Origin of the sequence: Streptomyces sp. NPDC005963, assembly GCF_040638655.1 — a bacterium.
GTDB lineage: Bacteria > Actinomycetota > Actinomycetes > Streptomycetales > Streptomycetaceae > Streptomyces.
Genome location: NZ_JBEXVD010000017.1, coordinates 124,032 through 141,584, shown reverse-complemented (window position 1 = coordinate 141,584; position 17,553 = coordinate 124,032). Strand labels below are relative to the sequence as shown.

The 17,553-nt window shown below is 70.4% G+C and carries 13 protein-coding genes; 6 read left to right on the top strand and 7 right to left on the bottom strand.

The window, feature by feature from the left end; translation table 11 throughout:
- Positions 1-6: 6 nt before the first annotated feature.
- Positions 7-531 (bottom strand): GNAT family N-acetyltransferase, encoded by a 525-nt coding sequence (locus ABZ348_RS22500; RefSeq protein ID WP_358935690.1) that lies wholly within the window; start codon positions 529-531, stop codon positions 7-9.
- Entirely contained in the window at positions 516-1,754 is a 1,239-nt protein-coding gene (locus tag ABZ348_RS22495; RefSeq protein WP_358935688.1) for an XRE family transcriptional regulator, read from the bottom strand. Before ABZ348_RS22495 ends, ABZ348_RS22500 begins: the two co-directional genes overlap by 16 nt.
- Positions 1,755-1,993: 239 nt before the next feature.
- Between ABZ348_RS22495 and ABZ348_RS22490 the strand changes: the two genes are divergently transcribed.
- On the top strand, positions 1,994-2,404 hold the full coding sequence (locus tag ABZ348_RS22490) for an ATP-binding protein (RefSeq protein WP_358935686.1): 411 nt from the start codon (positions 1,994-1,996) through the stop codon (positions 2,402-2,404).
- A gap of 156 nt (positions 2,405-2,560) precedes the next feature.
- Here ABZ348_RS22490 and ABZ348_RS22485 read toward each other — a convergent pair whose 3' ends face one another.
- The 4 genes from ABZ348_RS22485 to ABZ348_RS22470 form a co-directional block, all read right to left on the bottom strand.
- Positions 2,561-3,460 (bottom strand): carbohydrate ABC transporter permease, encoded by a 900-nt coding sequence (locus tag ABZ348_RS22485; RefSeq protein ID WP_358935684.1) that lies wholly within the window; start codon positions 3,458-3,460, stop codon positions 2,561-2,563.
- Positions 3,457-4,809, bottom strand: a complete 1,353-nt coding sequence (locus ABZ348_RS22480) for a sugar ABC transporter permease (protein ID WP_358935682.1) — start codon at positions 4,807-4,809, stop codon at positions 3,457-3,459. Before ABZ348_RS22480 ends, ABZ348_RS22485 begins: the two co-directional genes overlap by 4 nt.
- Before the next feature lie 2 nt (positions 4,810-4,811).
- The gene (locus ABZ348_RS22475; RefSeq protein ID WP_358935680.1) at positions 4,812-6,173 is read right to left on the bottom strand and encodes an ABC transporter substrate-binding protein; all 1,362 of its coding nucleotides are present in this window, start codon (positions 6,171-6,173) and stop codon (positions 4,812-4,814) included.
- 166 nt (positions 6,174-6,339) lie between these two features.
- Positions 6,340-9,609 carry an FtsK/SpoIIIE domain-containing protein gene (locus tag ABZ348_RS22470; RefSeq protein WP_358935678.1) on the bottom strand — a complete coding sequence of 1,090 codons (3,270 nt, stop codon included), beginning with the start codon at positions 9,607-9,609 and terminating at the stop codon, positions 6,340-6,342.
- A gap of 607 nt (positions 9,610-10,216) precedes the next feature.
- On the opposite strand from ABZ348_RS22470, the gene ABZ348_RS22465 reads away from it, so the two are divergent.
- From ABZ348_RS22465 to ABZ348_RS22450, 4 genes are all read left to right on the top strand, one after another.
- Positions 10,217-11,980, top strand: a complete 1,764-nt coding sequence (locus ABZ348_RS22465; RefSeq protein ID WP_358935676.1) for a serine/threonine-protein kinase — start codon at positions 10,217-10,219, stop codon at positions 11,978-11,980.
- A gap of 144 nt (positions 11,981-12,124) precedes the next feature.
- Complete coding sequence (locus ABZ348_RS22460; protein ID WP_358935674.1) at positions 12,125-13,390, top strand: serine/threonine-protein kinase; 1,266 nt, start codon at positions 12,125-12,127, stop codon at positions 13,388-13,390.
- Between the two features lie 137 nt (positions 13,391-13,527).
- On the top strand, positions 13,528-14,634 hold the full coding sequence (prfB, locus tag ABZ348_RS22455) for a peptide chain release factor 2 (protein WP_358935672.1): 1,107 nt from the start codon (positions 13,528-13,530) through the stop codon (positions 14,632-14,634).
- A 658-nt stretch (positions 14,635-15,292) separates the two neighbouring features.
- Positions 15,293-16,033 carry a hypothetical protein gene (locus tag ABZ348_RS22450; RefSeq protein WP_358935670.1) on the top strand — a complete coding sequence of 247 codons (741 nt, stop codon included), beginning with the start codon at positions 15,293-15,295 and terminating at the stop codon, positions 16,031-16,033.
- Positions 16,034-16,290: 257 nt separating this feature from the next.
- Here ABZ348_RS22450 and ABZ348_RS22445 read toward each other — a convergent pair whose 3' ends face one another.
- On the bottom strand, positions 16,291-16,482 hold the full coding sequence (locus ABZ348_RS22445; protein WP_358935668.1) for a hypothetical protein: 192 nt from the start codon (positions 16,480-16,482) through the stop codon (positions 16,291-16,293).
- A 316-nt stretch (positions 16,483-16,798) separates the two neighbouring features.
- On the opposite strand from ABZ348_RS22445, the gene ftsE reads away from it, so the two are divergent.
- Positions 16,799-17,488 (top strand): cell division ATP-binding protein FtsE, encoded by a 690-nt coding sequence (gene ftsE, locus ABZ348_RS22440; RefSeq protein WP_329019689.1) that lies wholly within the window; start codon positions 16,799-16,801, stop codon positions 17,486-17,488.
- Positions 17,489-17,553: the final 65 nt, after the last annotated feature.

Here is a 17,553-nt window from a genome sequence, read left to right as displayed (position 1 = left end):
CGGGCCCTAGCGCAGGGCGCGGAGCATCACCGCGTACAGCGGCGCATCGGGGAACGGCCGCCGCTCGCCGATCTTGCGGTACTGCCAGGACTCGTAGAGGGCCTGTACCCGTGGATGCGTGGTGTCGACGAGGAGCACCGCCATGTGTTCGCCGCGCGCCCTCAACAGGGATTCGTGCAGGCGCGCCGACACCCCCTTCTTGCGCCACCTCGGGCGGACCATCAACTCCGACACCGCGAAGGTCGACGGATTGTCGGGTGTGGCGGTCAGATGCTCGCGCCACCACTCGCGGCCGGTGCCCGAGGGGGCTCCGTAGACGAAACCGACCGGTTCCTGCCCCTCGTAGCCGATGACGCAGGCGAAGTCGGGATTTCCGCCCCAGTGGTCGACGAACCACGGGAAGCGCTGGACGAAGGGATCGCCCGCCTGTTCGGCGTACGCGTCGGCGTGGACGTCCAGCAGTACCTGCCGGATGCCGGAAAGATCGCCGTGTCCGTACCGTCGCAGTTCGACGTTCACGATCGGCTCCATTGGTCGCGGTAGCGGTCGCCCCAAGCGCGCGCCACCGCACTGGTCGGCGCCTGCTCCATGAGGTCGCGGTAGAAGTCACCCATCAGCGAGCGCATCCGTCCCGGCAACTGTCCGCCGGCCATCAGGTCGAAGACCGAGGACGCCGTGTCGCACGCCTGCTCGGTGTCGCCCTGGTGCAGTTGGGCGAGCCCCAGCCGGGCGGTGGTCAGCGCACGGTTGCGGCGGAACTGGTCCGGCAGGACCGCAAGGGCCTTGTGCGACGCGGCCTCGGCCTCGGCGGCGTCCCCGAGCCGGTCCTGCACGATCGCACTGAGGGCGTATAACTCGGCCGGTCCGTAGAAGGCGATCCAGGACGGGCGCACCGCAGCGGTGTCCGCCTTGCCCAGCAGGTCCTCGGCGAATCCGAGCGATCGCAGGGCGGGTTGCCGATCGCCCTTGTTCGCATGGCCGACCGCGGTACGGGCGTGGGCCAGGGAGGCGAACAACGGATCGCGCCGGGTGATGCCGGTGGCCTGTGCGGCGTGGGCGGCATCGACGGCCTGGCCGTGTTCCTTGCGCTGGTGCGCCAGCATGGCCACCGAGTTCCAGACCCGCATCTCGGTGGTGGGGTCGTCGGCCATCCGCGCCAGGTAGAGCGCCTCCTTGAGTTGGCTCTGTGCCCGACCGAGGTGACGCGCGTCGATATTGGACCAGGCCGCCGTCGCCGTGAAGTCGGCGGCGAGCCCCAGCAGTCGTTGCCGCACGCGCTGGGAGCTGGCCCGGCTCTGGTTGCCCAGACACTCGGACGCCCCGGCGAGCGCGGTTCTCTCCAGGGCGGCATGGCCACCGCGCGCATCGTCCAGTGCCATCAGACCGTCCAGACTGGCGCGCAGTCTGGCCACGTCCGATGTGCCCACCCGGCCGGTTGCGCCCGGAACGGTGGGCAGTGCGGACCCGGCCGCTGTGGCCGTGGTGGAGGCGAGGAAAGTGCGGCGGAGCAATGGGCCCTCCGGTGGAACGAAGCCGAGTTCGACGGTCGGACGCCCGAATACTGCCTCTAACGCGGCCCGTTGGCGCGGGTGCGGCCAGCGGGATTTTCCGGTCAGCCAATAGCGGACGGTCCTGTCGCTCACTGTGCCCCGATGGCCTGCGGTCCTGAGCTGCTCGTTCAGCTTCTCGACCAGTTCGGCCTGGGTGAACCCTGCTTCCTCCACCGCTGTTTTCAAGCGGACGTTGGGAGTCACGAGGTTCACGGTAGCGGTTCTGCCTGTGGCTGTTGAGGCTTCCGTTCCGGTACTTCACCGCGAAATTTCCGGTCGCACGCGACCAGCCCCGCCCGGTTTTTCCTGCCCTGACCGGATGCCGAAGCGGTTGTATGAGCCCCTGGCTGCCCCTGTCAGGCGGCCGTCCCCGCTTCCGCCCTCAGCCCCCGCCCAGGCGGAAGCGGGTTCCCCCCGCGCCCCCCACCTGTCATGAGGCTCCCATGATGACGAAGGCAGAGTCCGTACCCATCGGATGTCCGAGCTACAGCGAAGTGCTCGACGGCGTACCACAGTCGGTGCGCAGAGCCAGAGTGCTGGTGATGGACGCCTTGGAGAAATGGGATCTGTCGGAGCTGACGGACCCGGCCGTACTGGTGGCGAGCGAACTGGTCGCCAACAGCGTGGAGCACTCCGGCTGCCGGGTGATCCACGTGGTGGTCTCACGGCCCGCGCGGTCGATGGTGCGGGTGGCCGTCCTGGACGGCTCGCACCGACTGCCCGTGGTGCGCGAGGCCGATGTGCACGCCGAACGCGGGCGCGGGCTGGCAGTGATCTCGGCACTGTCATGTCGCTGGGGCACCGAGCAGTTGGACTGGGGCAAGCGGGTATGGGCTGAGCTCACCCTGCCCTGAGGTCCGTCGTCCGGGTGTCGTCGACGGATCGCCCCGGTCCAGGGGTCCATGGCCGCGGGACCCTTCCCCGAGAGGCGGCGCGCATCGAACGCCGATACGGTGCGCGCCGCCTGTGGGACCTTCACACCTCGGGAGCGGGAGCCACTGCGGGGCCCGCTACTTCACGGCACCCGCCATCACCCCGGACACGAACTGCCGTTGGAAGGCGAAGAAGACCGCCAGCGGGATGACCATGGACAAGAACGCCCCGGACGCCAGGATGTCGATGTTGTTCCCGAACTGGCGCACCTGGCGCTGGAGGGCCACGGTGATCGGCGCGCTCTCGGAGTCGGCGAAGATCAGGGCGACCAGCATGTCGTTCCACACCCAGAGGAACTGGAAGATCCCGAGTGAGGCGATCGCCGGAGCCCCCAGCGGCATCACCACCTGGGCGAACAAACGCAGTTCACCGGCGCCGTCGAGCCGGGCGGCCTCCAACAGCTCCCGGGGGATCTCCGCGAAGAAGTTCCGCAGGAGGAAGATCGCGAACGGCAGCCCGAACGCGACGTGGAAGAGGATGACGCCCAGCGTGGTCTCGAAGATCCCGATGTCCCCGAAGAGTTTGGACACCGGTACGAGGGCCACCTGTACGGGAACGACCAACAGGGCCACCACCGCCATGAACCACCAGTCGCGGCCGGGGAAGTCCATCCAGGCGAAGGCGTATCCGGCCAGCGCGCCGATCACCACCACCAGGACGGTCGACGGCACGGTGATCGCCACGCTCGCCCAGAGCGAGTCGGTGATCGCCTCGTTGGACAGGAGTCGTTCGTAGTTCTCGGCCGTGAGTTGCGCCGGCTCGCTGAACACCTGCCACCAGCCGCTCCCCGCGATGTCCGACGGGCCGCGCAGCGAGGAGATCAGCAGCCCGAAGGTGGGCATCAACCAGAACAGCCCGACCAGGATCAGGAAGATCCGCATCGCGCCGCCGCCGGTGACGGCCGCGATCCGTGCCGGGAGCGATTGCCGGGCCTTCCCTCCGCCGCCGGCTGGGGTTGTCGGGGCCTTCGGGGTCATCGGCGGCTCTCCCTTCGCATCCGACGGATGTTCACGAACATCACGGGGAGCACCAGCAACAGCAGGAGTACGGCGATGGCGCTGCCGAGGCCGAGATGTGAGTCCGTGCCGAACGACGACCGGTAGAGCTGGAGCGCCAGGACGTTGGCGTCGTCCTGGGACGATCCCGGCGCGATGATGTACACCAGGTCGAAGATCTTCAGCACATTGATCATCAGCGTCACCAGCACCACCCCCAGGACGGGGGCCAGCAGGGGCACGGTCACCCGGCGGAAGACCTGCCACTCGTTGGCGCCGTCCATCCGGGCGGCCTCCAGCAGTTCCCGCGGCACGCTCGCCAGCCCGGCGGCGATGAGCACCATCGCGAAACCGGCCCACATCCAGACGTAGCTGCCGATGATCGCGGGGGTCACCAGCGAGGGCCCCAGCCAGTTGACGCCGTTGTACGGCTCCCGGAAGTTCTCCGCGGGCAAGCGGACCTGGGCGCCGTCGGCCGCGGCCGGCAACGAGAACGAGCCGTCCGCGCCCGCCCGTGCCGAGGCGACCACCTTCCCGTCCTTGACCGCCTCCACCTTGAGGCCCTTGAGCCCCAACTCCGTGCCGTCGACGATGTTCGGTTTGCCGCCGCCGCCCCGGGTGAAGTCCAGCCAGGCCGTGCCCTCGATCCGCCCGTTGGACGCCGGTGCCGTCGCCTTCGCCGGCCGTGCGCCGTCCGGCATCACGTCGGGCGCCACCCCCACCAGGGGCAGCAGGACCGGCGTACCGGCGGATATCGGCTGCTTGGTGACGAAGGAACCGTCGCCCCCGGCCGTCAGCGGGTGTACGGGCAGGGGGCGGGCCCTCGGGAACACCGACGATTCGGCGAAGGTGTCGTGTACGCCCACCCAGACCGCATTGGCGACCCCGCGGTCCGGGTCCTGTTCGTACACCAGTCGGAAGATGATGCCCGAGGCGAGCATCGAAATGGCCATGGGCATAAAGATGATCAATTTGAACGCGGTGCCCCAACGGACGCGTTCGGTCAGTACCGCGAAGATCAATCCCAGTACGGTGGCGATGGCCGGAGCCGCCACCACCCAGATCGCATTGTTCTTCACCGCGGTGAAGATGCTCTCGTCGGTGAAGATCTCCACATAGTTGTCGAGCCCCGCGAATGCCTCGCCGGACCGATCGAAGAACGAACGGTGGACCGAGTACCCGATCGGGTAGACCACGAGCGCGCCCAACAGCACCAGCGCGGGCAGCAGAAAGCCCGCCGCCATCAATGCGCGGGTGCCGATCACGCTCTTGCGCTGCGGAGCGGGGGAGTCCGGCCGTGCCGGACCCCCCGCTGGAGCTGTGGTGGCCATCCCTAGCCCTGGTAGGCCTTGGCCGCTTCGGATTCCAGCTGTTGCTGAATACCCGCGATGTCCTTGGGGTTCTTGAGGAAGTCCTGAAGGGCTTTCCAGAATCCCTTGCCCGGAGTGCCGCCGAAGGACTGCGGCATCTGGTCCGACATGTCGAACCGGAAGTCGTCGCCCGATGCGATCAACGCCTTCGCGATGTCGCGGAGCACGTCATTGGGGTACGCGGCCGGGTCCAGCGACTTGTTGGGGGAGAGGAATCCACCGGCCGCGGCCGAGATCGCCGCCGCGTCCGGCGAGGCGAGGAACGTCAACAGCGCCTGCGCGCCCTTGCTGTCCTTCAGCGCCACCGCCGCGTCCCCGCCCGTGACGACAGGAGGCTGCGCGCCCACCGCGGGGAAGGGGAAGACCTTCGCATCCGTACCGATCTTGGCATCCGTCTGCGCAATGTTGACCGAGACGAAGTCGCCCTCGAAGACCATGGCCCCCTTGGGTTGGTCGCCCCCGGTGAACGTCTGGGTGACGGACGCCGGGAACTCGGTCTGGAGCGCGCCGTTGGCCCCGCCGGCGATCAGGTTCGGCTTGCCGAAGAGTTCGGCGAGGGTCGTCAGCGCGGCCTTCACCGTGGGGTCGGTCCACTTGATCTTGTGCTGGGCGAGTTGGTCGTACTTCTGCGGACCGGCCTGCGAGAGGTAGATGTTCTCGAACCAGTCGGTCAGCGTCCAACCGTCCGCGCCCGCGACCGAAACGGGGGTGACGCCCGATGCCGAGATCGTTTCGGCGGTGGCCAGGAAGTCCTTCCAGGTCTTCGGCTCCTGTGCGCCCGCATTGTCGAAGGCGGCGCTGTTGTACCAGACGAGCGACTTGTTGGCGGCCTTGTAGTAGACGCCGAACTGTTCGCCGTTCACCTGGCCGATCTTCTGCCAACCGGCCGAGTAGTTCTTCGCCAGTTGCGCCTTGGCCTCGGCGCCCACCGGTTTCGCCCAACCACGCTGCGCCGCCTGCTGGATGGCGCCCGGTTGGGGCAGCATCGCCACATCGGGAGGACTACCGCCGGCGATCTTGGTGCCGAGGAAATTGACGATCGGGTCCTGTGCCGGGACGAAGGTGACTTCGGCCCCCGTGCGTTTCTCGAACTCGTCCAGGACCTTGACGAAATTCTCCTGTTCGGGGCCGCTCCAGACGGCGGCCACTTCGACCTTCTCCCCCTTGAGTCTGGGGAGTTCCACCGTGGAGACGGGCGCCGTGCCCTTGGTGCCTCCGGATTTCTCCGGTGTTTTGTCGCCGTCGCCGCTACAGCCGGCCACCGTGAGCGCGACGGCGGCGGTTAATACCGCTGCGGCCCTGCCCGTACGAAGAGTTGTGTGCATTGCTGCCCCGTCTCTTTCGTGCGTTCCCATTGAGCGACAGGTCTACGCCGGGTCCAGCAGCGTCGCAATACCGCCGTCGGGCCGCGGCGGGCTTTCGTGATCCCCCTGTGACGTCATGCCCCCTCGAAGGCTTTTAATACGTGCCCCTCAAGGATGTGCGTACCCCTCATGGACGTACGGGAGTGAGCGGCGGCAGCGCCCGGGCGTCCACCAGGCTGGCGGCGCGCTCCAACGCGCTGGCCAGCAGGGCGAGATCGGTCGGTCCATTGCCCAACTCGCGCACGGGTCGGCGGGTCGGCGGGTCTCCCATGCGCTCCCACTCCAGCGGGACCACAGTGGGCCGCAAGGTGGCCGTACGCGGGATGCGCCCGGTGACCCGGCCGCTGTGGAACGGCGTCTCCCGCCCGTCGCGGTGGGTCAGTCGACCTCGCCCCGGGCTGGGCTCCTGCGGGCCCGGGGTGACCGGGGGCGCGTCCAGGACGGCCCGCAGTCGGGTCCCGCGCGCCAACTCCGTGTCCGCGGTGTACTCGGGCCGGGCCGAGGTGGCGACCAGATGGACGCCGAGCCGTTCGCCGTCGCGGGCCACGGCCTCCAGCGCCCGCACCACCGAACCGGCCGCTGGTCGTCCCGTGCTGCCCAGCGCAGGCGCCACCAGTGCGTCGTAGTCGTCGACGAGGACCACCAGTTTGGGCAGCGGCCGTTCGGCGGTGGGGGCGGTCGGGGTCCGGCCGCCGGGGCGCAACCGCAGGGTGCCGCTCGGGGGCGAGTCGAGGTCTCCCCGTGCGGAGGCGCCCCCCGCGGGCGGATAGGAGGGTGCGCCGGCGAACTGGCCCTGAGCGCCGGACGGCCGTTGACCTGCCGTACGCCCGCCCGACTGCCCCTCCGCGAAGCCCGCGGCCCCCAGGACCTCCGCCCGGCGCTTCAGCTCCGCGCCGAGGGCCTGGGCGAAGGCCCGCATCCGCACCGGATCGCTGGCGACCAGGTGCTCACAGGCGTGCGGGAGTTCGGTGCAGACGCCGAGGCCGTCCCCGCGCTCCCCGCCCGCGCCGTCGACGAGCAGCAGACCGAGCCGGTCGGGGCGGGCACTGGCGGCGAGCGAGGCGGCGATGGAACGCAGCAGTTCCGTACGCCCGCTGCCGGGCGGCCCTTCGATCAGGAGGTGGGGTCCGTCCTTGACGAGATCGACGGCGAGCGGTCCGCGTGGACCCGCCCCCAGCACGGCAGTGCCGTCCGACCAGCGGTCCGAGGGCTGATCGGCCGGGGACTTGCCGGACTGCTGGGGTACGTCCGCGGCCGAGGCCCAACGTGCCATCAGCGAGGCGGGAGTGGCGCGGGCGAGCCCCAACTCGTCCAACAGACGGGCCGAGCGGGGTAGGGCAGCTGTCCGCCCGGTGGCCGGGTCCGCTCCGGAGGGGCCTTCGGTGCGCAGGGGCGCCAGCGCCCGGGCGAAGCGCTCGGCCCAAGCGGCGGACACGGCGTCGACCGCGGCCAGCGTGCCTTGGCCGGCCGGCAGTCCACCTGCGGTCCGCAGCAGCCGCAGCGCCGTCGCCACGTCTCCGCTGAGCATGGCGACCGCCCCGCACTCGCGGAAGGCGAGTGAGGCGGCGCAGGCCGTTTCGTAGGTCGCAGCTATCGGGGAGTTTGGTGATGCGGCGGGGGTCTCCGCCAGCACGATCAGATGGATTCCGGTGGCCCGGCCGACGCCCGCGAGCCGTGCCGTCACCTCCCGCAGCGCCGCGGAACCCGGGTCTCCGTCGACGATGACGACCGTGTGACCGCCGCTGTGTTGCGCGGCTGCCTCCGCCACCGCCCGGGGGTCGGCGCTGGGCCAGCCGGGGCCCCACGGGCCGTCGTCGAGCCGGCGCGTCAACTCGGCCGTACGCGCGGCGGCCTGCTCGCGGTCGTAGGCCAACAGGAGTCGACAGTCCTGGCCGCGACCGGGCCGCACGTGCGGCAACCAGCCGAGCCAGGCCCACTCCGCACGGCGTTCCTCCAGGCTCCGCGAGCGGTCCGCGCTGATCAGCACGATCTCCAACTCGGCGGGGCAGTGGGCGGCGACGAGTTGGGCCACGGCCCAGCGGGCGAGCCCCGCCAGCCGGGTGCGAGGCCCCGCCAGCCCGAGGGAGCCCGCCTCCCTGAGCCCCACGGTGACGGGTACGGAGGGCAGTCCGTCGCGGTCGTCGGTGCCCAGGCGCAGCACCAGCGACTCGGGATGCCCCGGGCCCCGCTCCCAGAGCCGCGGCCCCGGGCCGAGCGCGGTGAGCAGTACGGCCGCGGGATCGGGCCAGCGCTCGGCGGAGCCGGGGCCCGACCGCTGCGACCGGGTGGTGGGCGGGGTGGCTCCCGAGGACGGCTGTCTCGTCCCGGGTGGGGGCGCGTCACCGAAAGCGGTGCCGTCGGTGCCGCCGGTGGACTCTGCGGAGCCTGCCCACTCCGCGGACCCCGTTGGCTCCGTGGATTCCCTGCCACCCGCCAGCCGGCGTGCCCAGGCGCCTATGCCGCGCTTGCGAGCGCTGCGGCCCTCCTGCTGGCCGGACGGCTGCGGCTCGTCGGGGTGGTCGGACGCTTCGACGTCCCGCGGGCCGGGCGGCGGGGCCGCGGCAGCCGTGGGGTGCTCGGGCGTGAACTGCGGCGGCACCCGTCGCCCACCGGGTACGAACGCCTCGCCCTGCCCCGGGCCGGGTCGCCCGCTGCTTCCCGGGGCCTCGGGGTGCTGCGTACCCCCCGGATCGTCGGTGACGTGCGCACAGCCGGGGTCGGGAACGCGCAGATGGCCTTCGCCGTCGGGGTCCGTGGGCAGTGCGGGGGCCGGGGTGCCGGGCGCCAGACGCAGGGCGGACTCGCCGAGCCGCAGCAGGGCGCCCGCGGAGAGACGCGTCGGGCGGGAGCCGACCGGCCTGCCGTCCAGGGTGGTGCCGTTGGTCGAGCCGAGGTCGGCGACGGTGACCCGGCCGTCCTCGCCGACCGTCACCGAGCAGTGCAGTCGGGAGACGTCGGGGTCGTCTAGCGGAACATCGGCGTCGGCCGAGCGGCCCACGCTGATCTGCCCGCCGTGCAGGAGGTGGACCCCGCCGGCGTCCGGACCGGCGACGACGTGGAGCTGCGCCGATGCGTCGGTGCCCGGCGGCTCGGCCTCACCGGGGGACTGGAGCGACAGCACCGCGCCGTCCACCAGGGGCGGCTCGCCGAGGATGTGGCGCTGCGCGTCGAGTCGTTCCTGGCCGGCGTAGAGCACGACGGCCGCGCCGGATATGTCGGAGCCTGCGGCGGCGGTCGCCAGACCGGAAGCCACGGCGGCGAGAGCCGTCCCGGCGGGTGCGGTGACGAGCACGTCGCAAGCGCGGGCACGGGCCGGTCCGGCCTGTCCTGCGACGGCTCCTGCCACCGTCGCGGACTGCCCGCCGCGTGGCGCGAGAACGGTCAGCCGGATCTGCATCGCCGTCTGCTATCCCTTCAGCACGGGGTGCCCGGCAGGGGAGCCGCCTCCGATGGCCCCCACCCGGCAGGTCGGCACGGAACACCAGGGCTCCCGTCCCACGGCTCCGTGCTGGGGGCATCCTCGCACCTGCATCTGACAACGCGCCCGGCAACCGGCGATAAGTGATCTTGAATGGTCCTATCCGGACGGAAAAGTGCCTGGTTGGGTCGAGGATGGACATCGCTGCGGGTGTCTGTGCCCGCTGTCTCAGCTGTGTGGTCCGCGCCGGCTGGGTTGGCTGGGTTGGTTGTGACGACAGCGCCAGCCGTGCTGGATGTGTCGGTCGCGAAGGGTGCGTTCAGCAACCTTCCGTGCGACTCCCGCGTCTTTGCTGCGGACGACCCCGGTGTGGTGGCCACGGTGCAGCAGCCGTGCGGTACGGCCCGTACGGCTGGTGGCGCACCGGCCGGACACCGCCGGAGCGCCACCGGACGCACCGGCGAAGAACACCTGTGGACAACCGGCCGGCGACTTGTCGGCCGGCATTAAAGTGGGTCGGACACCCGGGCGGCGCCACCGTGGGCCCGGACCACGCAAGGACCACGATCAGCAGGGAGCGCATGCCGTGCGGCCTGTAGGCAGCAAGTACCTCCTGGAGCAGCCACTCGGCCGCGGAGCCACCGGCACCGTTTGGCGTGCCCGGCAGCGCGAGACCGCAGGCGCCGAAGCGGCGGTGCCGGGCCAGCCCGGCGAGACGGTCGCGATCAAGGTCCTCAAGGAGGAGTTGGCGAACGACCCGGACGTCGTGATGCGCTTCCTGCGCGAGCGTTCCGTCCTGCTCCGGCTGACCCACCCCAACATCGTGCGCACCCGTGACCTGGTCGTCGAGGGGGACCTCCTCGCCCTCGTCATGGACCTCATCGACGGCCCCGATCTGCACCGCCACCTCAGGGACAACGGCCCCTTCACGCCGGTCGCGGCCTCCCTGCTCACCGCGCAGGTCGCCGACGCCCTCGCCGCAAGCCACGCCGACGGAGTCGTCCACCGCGACCTCAAGCCGGCGAACGTCCTGCTCAAGACCGATGCCGACGGCCAGATGCACCCGATGCTCACCGACTTCGGCATCGCACGTCTTGCCGACTCCCCGGGCCTGACGCGCGCCCATGAGTTCGTGGGCACCCCGGCGTACGTCGCACCCGAATCGGCCGAAGGCCGCCCCCAGACCTCCGCCGTCGACATCTACGGCGCCGGCATCCTGATGTACGAGCTGGTCACCGGCCGTCCGCCGTTCTCCGGCGGCAGTGCGCTCGAAGTGCTCCACCGCCACCTCAGCGAGGAGCCGCGCCGTCCCACCACCGTGCCCGAGCCGCTGTGGACGGTGATCGAGCGCTGTCTGCGCAAGGAGCCCGACGAGCGCCCCAGCGCGGTCAACCTGGCCCGGGCCCTGCGTACCGTGGCCGCCGGTGTCGGGGTCCACTCCAGCGGTGCCCAGGTCGACGCCGCGCTCGGGGTCGCCGCCCTGCTGGCTCCCGATCCGTCACCGGCCCGGGTTCCCGAGACGCCGGGCGCGGCGGACCCGACGCAGGTGCTGCCCGGCGGCGGCTCGGCCGGCCCCCGGGCGGGCTTCGATCCGAACGCCGCGACGAGCGTGATGCAGCAGACCGGCTCCCCCGCGGGCGCAGCCGATCCCACCAGCGTGCTTCCGCGCGGCGGGGCGGCGGATCCGACGGCCGTGATGCCACCGGTGCCCCCGCGCCCCGAGGGCGCACCCGGCCCCCAGGACCCGCACCCCTGGCAGTCCCAGCTCCAGGCCGCGCGTGATCGCAACGACCAGACGCAGGTCCAGTACCTGGACCCGGGCCAGGACCCGCTGCGCCGCCGCCCACAGCGCCAGCCGCAGCAGCCGCCCCAGCAACCCCCGCAGCAGCCGCGCCAGCAGTACGCGCCCCAGCCGTACGCACCTCAGCCGCAGGCACCCCAGCCCCAACCGCGTCAGCAGCCGCGCCCTCAGCGTCAGCAGCCGCGTCCCCAGCCCCCGCAGCGCCAGCAGTACGCGCCCCAGCCGTACGCACCTCAGCCGCAGGCACCCCAACCCCAGCAGCCCCAACCGCCCGCTCCGCGCCCGCCCCGGCAGCGCAGCGCCAACCCGATGCGCATCCCCGGGCTCGGCTGCCTCAAGGGGTGTCTGTTCTCGGTGTTCATGCTGGTCGTCGTCTGCTGGATGATCTGGGAGCTCACCCCGGTCCAGGGCTGGATCGCGGAGGGCAAGAGCTTCTGGACCGCGATCGGCGACGGCATCACCAATGTGAAGGACTGGATCAACGAACTCGGCGCTTCCGAACCCGCCGCGAACGAGCCCAACACCACGGCCCCGGAGAGCGGTCAGTAGCCGAAACCTCTGACGGTCGAGGGGATTTGTCGACTTCCGTGGGGAAAAACCACCCACGGAAGTGAAGGTTGGTGCCATCTGGGGCGCGCGGGTGCCCTCACCACGCGTACGTTATGGACAACGCCAGCCGCTGAGGGAGCAGTCTTGGCACGGAACATCGGCAGCCGGTACACGGCGCACCAGATCCTCGGTCGCGGTAGCGCAGGCACGGTCTGGGCAGGTGAGGGGCCTGACGGCCCCGTCGCCATCAAGCTGTTGCGCGAGGACCTCGCGTCCGATCAGGAGTTGGTCGGACGCTTCGTCCAGGAGCGCACCGCCCTGCTCGGCCTCGACCACCCCAGCGTGGTCGCCGTCCACGACCTCGTCGTCGACGGCAACGACCTCGCCCTGGTGATGGACCTCGTCCGGGGCACGGATCTGCGCACCCGACTCGACCGGGAACGCAGACTCGCACCGGAAGCCGCCGTCGCGATCATCGCGGACGTTGCTGACGGGCTCGCCGCCGCCCATGCCCTCCAGGTCGTCCACCGCGACGTCAAGCCCGAGAACATCCTGCTCAACATGGAAGGGGCGCTCGGCCCCGGTGGCGCCCACCCCGCCCTCCTCACCGACTTCGGCGTCGCCAAGCTGATCGACACCCCCGGCCGCACCAAGTCGACCCGCATCATCGGCACCCCCGACTACCTCGCTCCCGAGATAGTCGAGGGACTCCCGCCGCGGGCCGCGGTCGACATCTACGCCCTCGCGACCGTCCTGTACGAACTGCTCGCGGGGTTCACGCCCTTCGGCGGAGGCCATCCGGGCGCGGTCCTGCGGCGCCATGTCACCGAGACGGTCGTCCCGCTGCCCGGCATCCCCGACGAGCTGTGGCAGCTGATCGTCCAGTGTCTGGCGAAGGCGCCCGCCTCCCGGCTTCGGGCCTCGGAGCTGGGCACCCTCCTGCGCGATCTGCTGCCGCTCCTGGCCGGGCTGCCGCCGCTCGACGTCGACGAACCCGATGCCGAACAACCCTCGGAGTCCTACGAGGAGCCCGTCCCCGAGACCGCCGGCGAGGTGCGCCGCCGCGGAGCCGTTCCGCTGGTGCCCGGTGCGGCACCGGCCGACTCCAACCGCGACACCCACACCTCGATGCGCGTCCCCGCCCCCGACGAGCTCGCGGGCGGAGCGCACGGCACGGCCCGTGCGCCGCGGAGCCCGGGCCAGCCCCGCCCCGGCTCCGCCCGCAACAAGCAGGGCAAGCCCGGCACGTCAGGCACCCGCTCCGGCGCCGTGCGCAAGAGGCGCATCACCCTCGGTGTGGCCGCGGTCGCGGTCATCGCCGCGGTCGGCGTCGGCGGCTGGTTGGCGACCGGGGACGGCGAGAGCACAGCGCCCCCGAAGGACTCCAAGCCCTCCACCGCCGAGCCCTAGGTCGTGTCCGCAAAGGAGCGTCGGATCGCGCGCCCGGGCCCGATCGGGCCCGACCCACACCGCCCGGCGAGGCCCTGAAAATCCCTGCCGAACCCCTCGCGGGCCGGTATGTCGCGGTCAGCCGTTACGCTGGACCCGTGGCAGTCGTCGATGTATCCGAAGAGCTGAAGTCCCTCTCCTCGACCATGGGGTCGATCGAGGCCGTCTTGGACCTTGAGAAGATGAGGGCCGACATCGCCGTGCTTGAGGAGCAGGCAGCGGCCCCGTCGCTGTGGGACGACCCCGAAGCGGCACAGAAGATCACCAGCAAGCTCTCGCACCTCCAGGCCGAGCTGCGCAAGACCGAAGCGCTCCGGAGCCGGATCGACGACGTGGCCGTGCTCTTCGAGCTGGCCGAGGCGGAGGACGACGCGGACACCCTCGCCGAGGCCGAGTCCGAGTTGACCGACGTCCGCAAGGCGCTGGACGAGATGGAAGTCCGCACGCTGCTGTCCGGCGAGTACGACGAGCGCGAAGCGCTGGTCAACATTCGTGCCGAGGCCGGCGGTGTCGACGCCTCCGACTTCGCCGAGCGTCTCCAGCGCATGTATCTGCGTTGGGCCGAGCGCCACGGCTACTCCACCGAGATCTACGAGACCTCGTTCGCGGAGGAGGCCGGCATCAAGTCGACCACCTTCGTGGTGAAGGCTCCTTACGCCTACGGCACGCTCTCGGTCGAGCAGGGCACCCACCGTCTGGTCCGCATCTCCCCCTTCGACAACCAGGGTCGCCGCCAGACGTCCTTCGCGGGTGTCGAGGTGCTGCCGGTGGTCGAGTCGAGCGACCACGTCGAGATCGACGAGTCCGAGTTGCGCGTCGACGTCTACCGCGCGTCGGGCCCCGGCGGCCAGGGCGTGAACACCACCGACTCCGCGGTCCGCATCACCCACATCCCCACCGGGATCGTGGTCTCCTGCCAGAACGAGCGCTCCCAGATCCAGAACAAGGCGAGCGCGATGAACGTCCTCCAGGCGAAGCTGCTGGAACGCCGCCGCCAGGAGGAGCAGGCGAAGATGGACGCCCTCAAGGGCGACGGCGGCAATTCCTGGGGCAACCAGATGCGCTCCTACGTCCTGCACCCCTATCAGATGGTCAAGGACCTGCGGACGGAGTTCGAGGTCGGCAATCCGCAGGCCGTGCTCGACGGTGAGATCGATGGATTCCTGGAGGCGGGCATCCGCTGGCGGAAGCGTCAGGAGCGCTAGGAGCACCGGGCGCACCGGGAGTACCGGACGCCGCCCGCGGGGGTGAGAGCCCCGGGGAGGTACCCCGCCGTACCGACCGGAGTACCCGTACGAACATGATGCCGATCCTTTCCGGGGTCGGCATCATTGCGTGATAGCGGGTTTCGATCGATCGGTTGACGGACGGGCGTTCGCCCATCTCCAGAAGTCGACCGCAGACGGGTGGAGCGTCGACGGGGCCGTGTCGGTGGATCGTTTCTCTGTCTGCCTTTTACGGTGCGTAGTGGGAATGGCTGCGTTGTGTCCTGCGCCCATTCGATCTGTGTGAGTGCAGCTCACGAGGGCACAGGGGCAGTGGGGTTACCCGGGGCTCACGTTGAATTCGCGCTCGCAAGTGGTGCATTGAACCTTCACTCGCTTTGTCGATAAGGCAATCCGAAGCTCATGGGTCGTCAGTTTCCTTGTGTGTCACAGTTGTATCGCCCCTGGTCAGGCAACCTGCCTCATACCGGACATCGCACGCGCAACCGCCTTGACGGGTCCGCGAAAACTGGGAAAGCTGACGCGCGGCAGACGCATTTCCGGGGCTCGTGAGGACGGGGGAAGAGTCCAACTCCCTGTAGCCGATGCCCTGGCGCGCTGCACTATTTGACGAATAGCTACTGGGGGTAGCAGCTACATGACGAAGAAGACGCGCATCCGCGTGGCGCGGATCGTCGCCGGCGCGGTGATCGCTGCCGGTGCGTCGCTGACCGCCGCAGGTGTCGCTTCAGCCGTCGGTGCCGACACCGACGCTGGAATCGGTATTGACGCACGACTCGACAACGACCCCACCGGGGACCCGACCACCATTCCGACCGACCCGGGCCCGACTGACCCCGGTCCCACGGATCCGGGTCCGACCGACCCGGGCCCGACTGACCCCGGCCCGACTGACCCCGGTCCGACTGACCCGGGCCCCACGGATCCGGGTCCGACCGATCCCGGCCCGACCGACCCGGGCCCCACTGACCCCGGTCCGACTGACCCCGGTCCCACGGATCCGGGTCCGACCGACCCGGGCCCGACTGACCCCGGTCCCACGGATCCGGGTCCGACCGACCCCGGCCCCAACCCCACGAAGCCGGGCGGGACCACCGACCCGGGTGGGACCTCGGGCGGCAGCACGGGTGGCGGCGGTGACGACGGTGGCACGGGCACCTGCACCGTCGACCTCGACGGCGCCGAGTGCACCGACAACACCGACACCAACAACGCCGGTTCGCAGCCGGTCGAGCAGGGCAAGGCCCAGGAGGAGCTGGCGGAGACCGGCGCCCTGGAGACCACCTACCTGGTCATCGGTGCCGCAACCATGATCGCCGGCGGCATCGGCTTCCGTTTCCTGCCCCGCCTCGTCGGCGGCGGGCGCGCGGCAGTCTGATCCGGACGGCAGTCTGAACCGGACGACCTACAGATGCACCTTCTGACCCGGAGGCGCATCTGACCTCGGTCAAGGACATCTGATCGACGTCCGCGAGGTCGGACGGCTCCGTACGGGATCCCCGTCCGGACGCACCACACGGTGCACCCGGATGATTCCGCTCGGTGAGGAAGGCCAGCGCAAAGGTCAGTGAGAAGGGCCCGGGGTGTGGCACAACACCCCGGGCCCTTCTGCGCGCTCTGGAGGCGTCGGCGGCCTCACGCCGTTTGGGACGCCAGTAGGGCCAGTGCCGCTACCAGCACCACCAGCAACGTCAACAGGGTCGCCGGATTGAGTCCGCCGAACGGGCCCTCTTGCTGGAGCCGCTCGCGGTTCGCCCGGCAGACCGGGCAGCGACCCTCGGTGACGGGGGCCGCGCAGTTGGCGCACACCAGTCGGTCATAGGTCATGCGCTCTCCTCCTCCCGCGCGCCGGAGCCGCAGACGCGGACCGTAAGCACAGATCTTTTAGGACAACGCTTCAGGAAACGCGACTGTTCCCCTACCACTGTGCCAGCTCGCGCGCCTTTCGGCGCGCCCCGTCCGCTCGCATAAAGTCTGCATAAGGGCGCACGCGTTCCCCGTTCGTCCGGATCGATGGGTTCGGTGAGACAAAGTACTGACTGAAGTACGGGACAAACTGCACATCCCAGGCCGCTGGCTGCCTCTGCTACCCGCGTTCGCGTAGTGTCACGCACACCTACTCCCGGCCGACCGTGGTGCACCCGTGATCCGATTCGACAGAGTCTCCAAGAGCTATCCCAAGCAGAACCGCCCGGCCCTGCGCGATGTCACGCTCGACATCCAGAAGGGGGAGTTCGTCTTCCTCGTGGGCTCGTCCGGTTCCGGAAAGTCGACGTTCCTGCGCCTGATCCTGCGCGAGGAACGTGCCAGCGAGGGGCTGGTGCACGTCCTCGGGAAGGACCTCGCCCGGCTCTCCAACTGGAAGGTGCCCCACATGCGGCGCCAGTTGGGCACGGTCTTCCAGGACTTCCGGCTGTTGCCCAACAAGACCGTCGCGGAGAACGTGGCGTTCGCGCAAGAGGTCATCGGCAAGCCGCGCGGTGAGATCCGCAAGGCCGTCCCCCAGGTCCTCGATCTCGTCGGCCTCGGCGGCAAGGAGGGCCGGATGCCCGGTGAGCTCTCCGGTGGCGAGCAGCAGCGCGTCGCGATCGCCCGGGCCTTCGTCAACCGCCCGATGCTGCTGATCGCGGACGAGCCCACGGGCAACCTCGACCCGCAGACCTCGGTCGGCATCATGAAGCTGCTCGACCGCATCAACCGCACCGGCACCACCGTGGTGATGGCGACCCACGACCAGAACATCGTCGACCAGATGCGCAAGCGTGTGATCGAGTTGGAGCAGGGGCGTCTCGTACGTGACCAGGCGCGCGGCGTCTACGGCTACCAGCACTGAGCCGCCCGCGGTCGGGCCGCGGGCAGTGAGCCAGTAAGAGCAGCAAGGAAAGGCTGAACGCACGC

What these genes read in the sequence shown, in the direction of transcription:
- ABZ348_RS22485 (WP_358935684.1), bottom strand. Translation starts at nt 3,460, where the DNA reads ATGACCCCGAAGGCCCCGACAACCCCAGCCGGCGGCGGAGGGAAGGCC.
- ABZ348_RS22490 (WP_358935686.1), top strand. Translation starts at nt 1,994, where the DNA reads ATGATGACGAAGGCAGAGTCCGTACCCATCGGATGTCCGAGCTACAGC.
- ABZ348_RS22445 (WP_358935668.1), bottom strand. Translation starts at nt 16,482, where the DNA reads ATGACCTATGACCGACTGGTGTGCGCCAACTGCGCGGCCCCCGTCACC.
- ABZ348_RS22480 (WP_358935682.1), bottom strand. Translation starts at nt 4,809, where the DNA reads ATGGCCACCACAGCTCCAGCGGGGGGTCCGGCACGGCCGGACTCCCCC.
- ABZ348_RS22475 (WP_358935680.1), bottom strand. Translation starts at nt 6,173, where the DNA reads ATGCACACAACTCTTCGTACGGGCAGGGCCGCAGCGGTATTAACCGCC.
- ABZ348_RS22500 (WP_358935690.1), bottom strand. Translation starts at nt 531, where the DNA reads ATGGAGCCGATCGTGAACGTCGAACTGCGACGGTACGGACACGGCGAT.
- ABZ348_RS22450 (WP_358935670.1), top strand. Translation starts at nt 15,293, where the DNA reads ATGACGAAGAAGACGCGCATCCGCGTGGCGCGGATCGTCGCCGGCGCG.
- ABZ348_RS22470 (WP_358935678.1), bottom strand. Translation starts at nt 9,609, where the DNA reads ATGCAGATCCGGCTGACCGTTCTCGCGCCACGCGGCGGGCAGTCCGCG.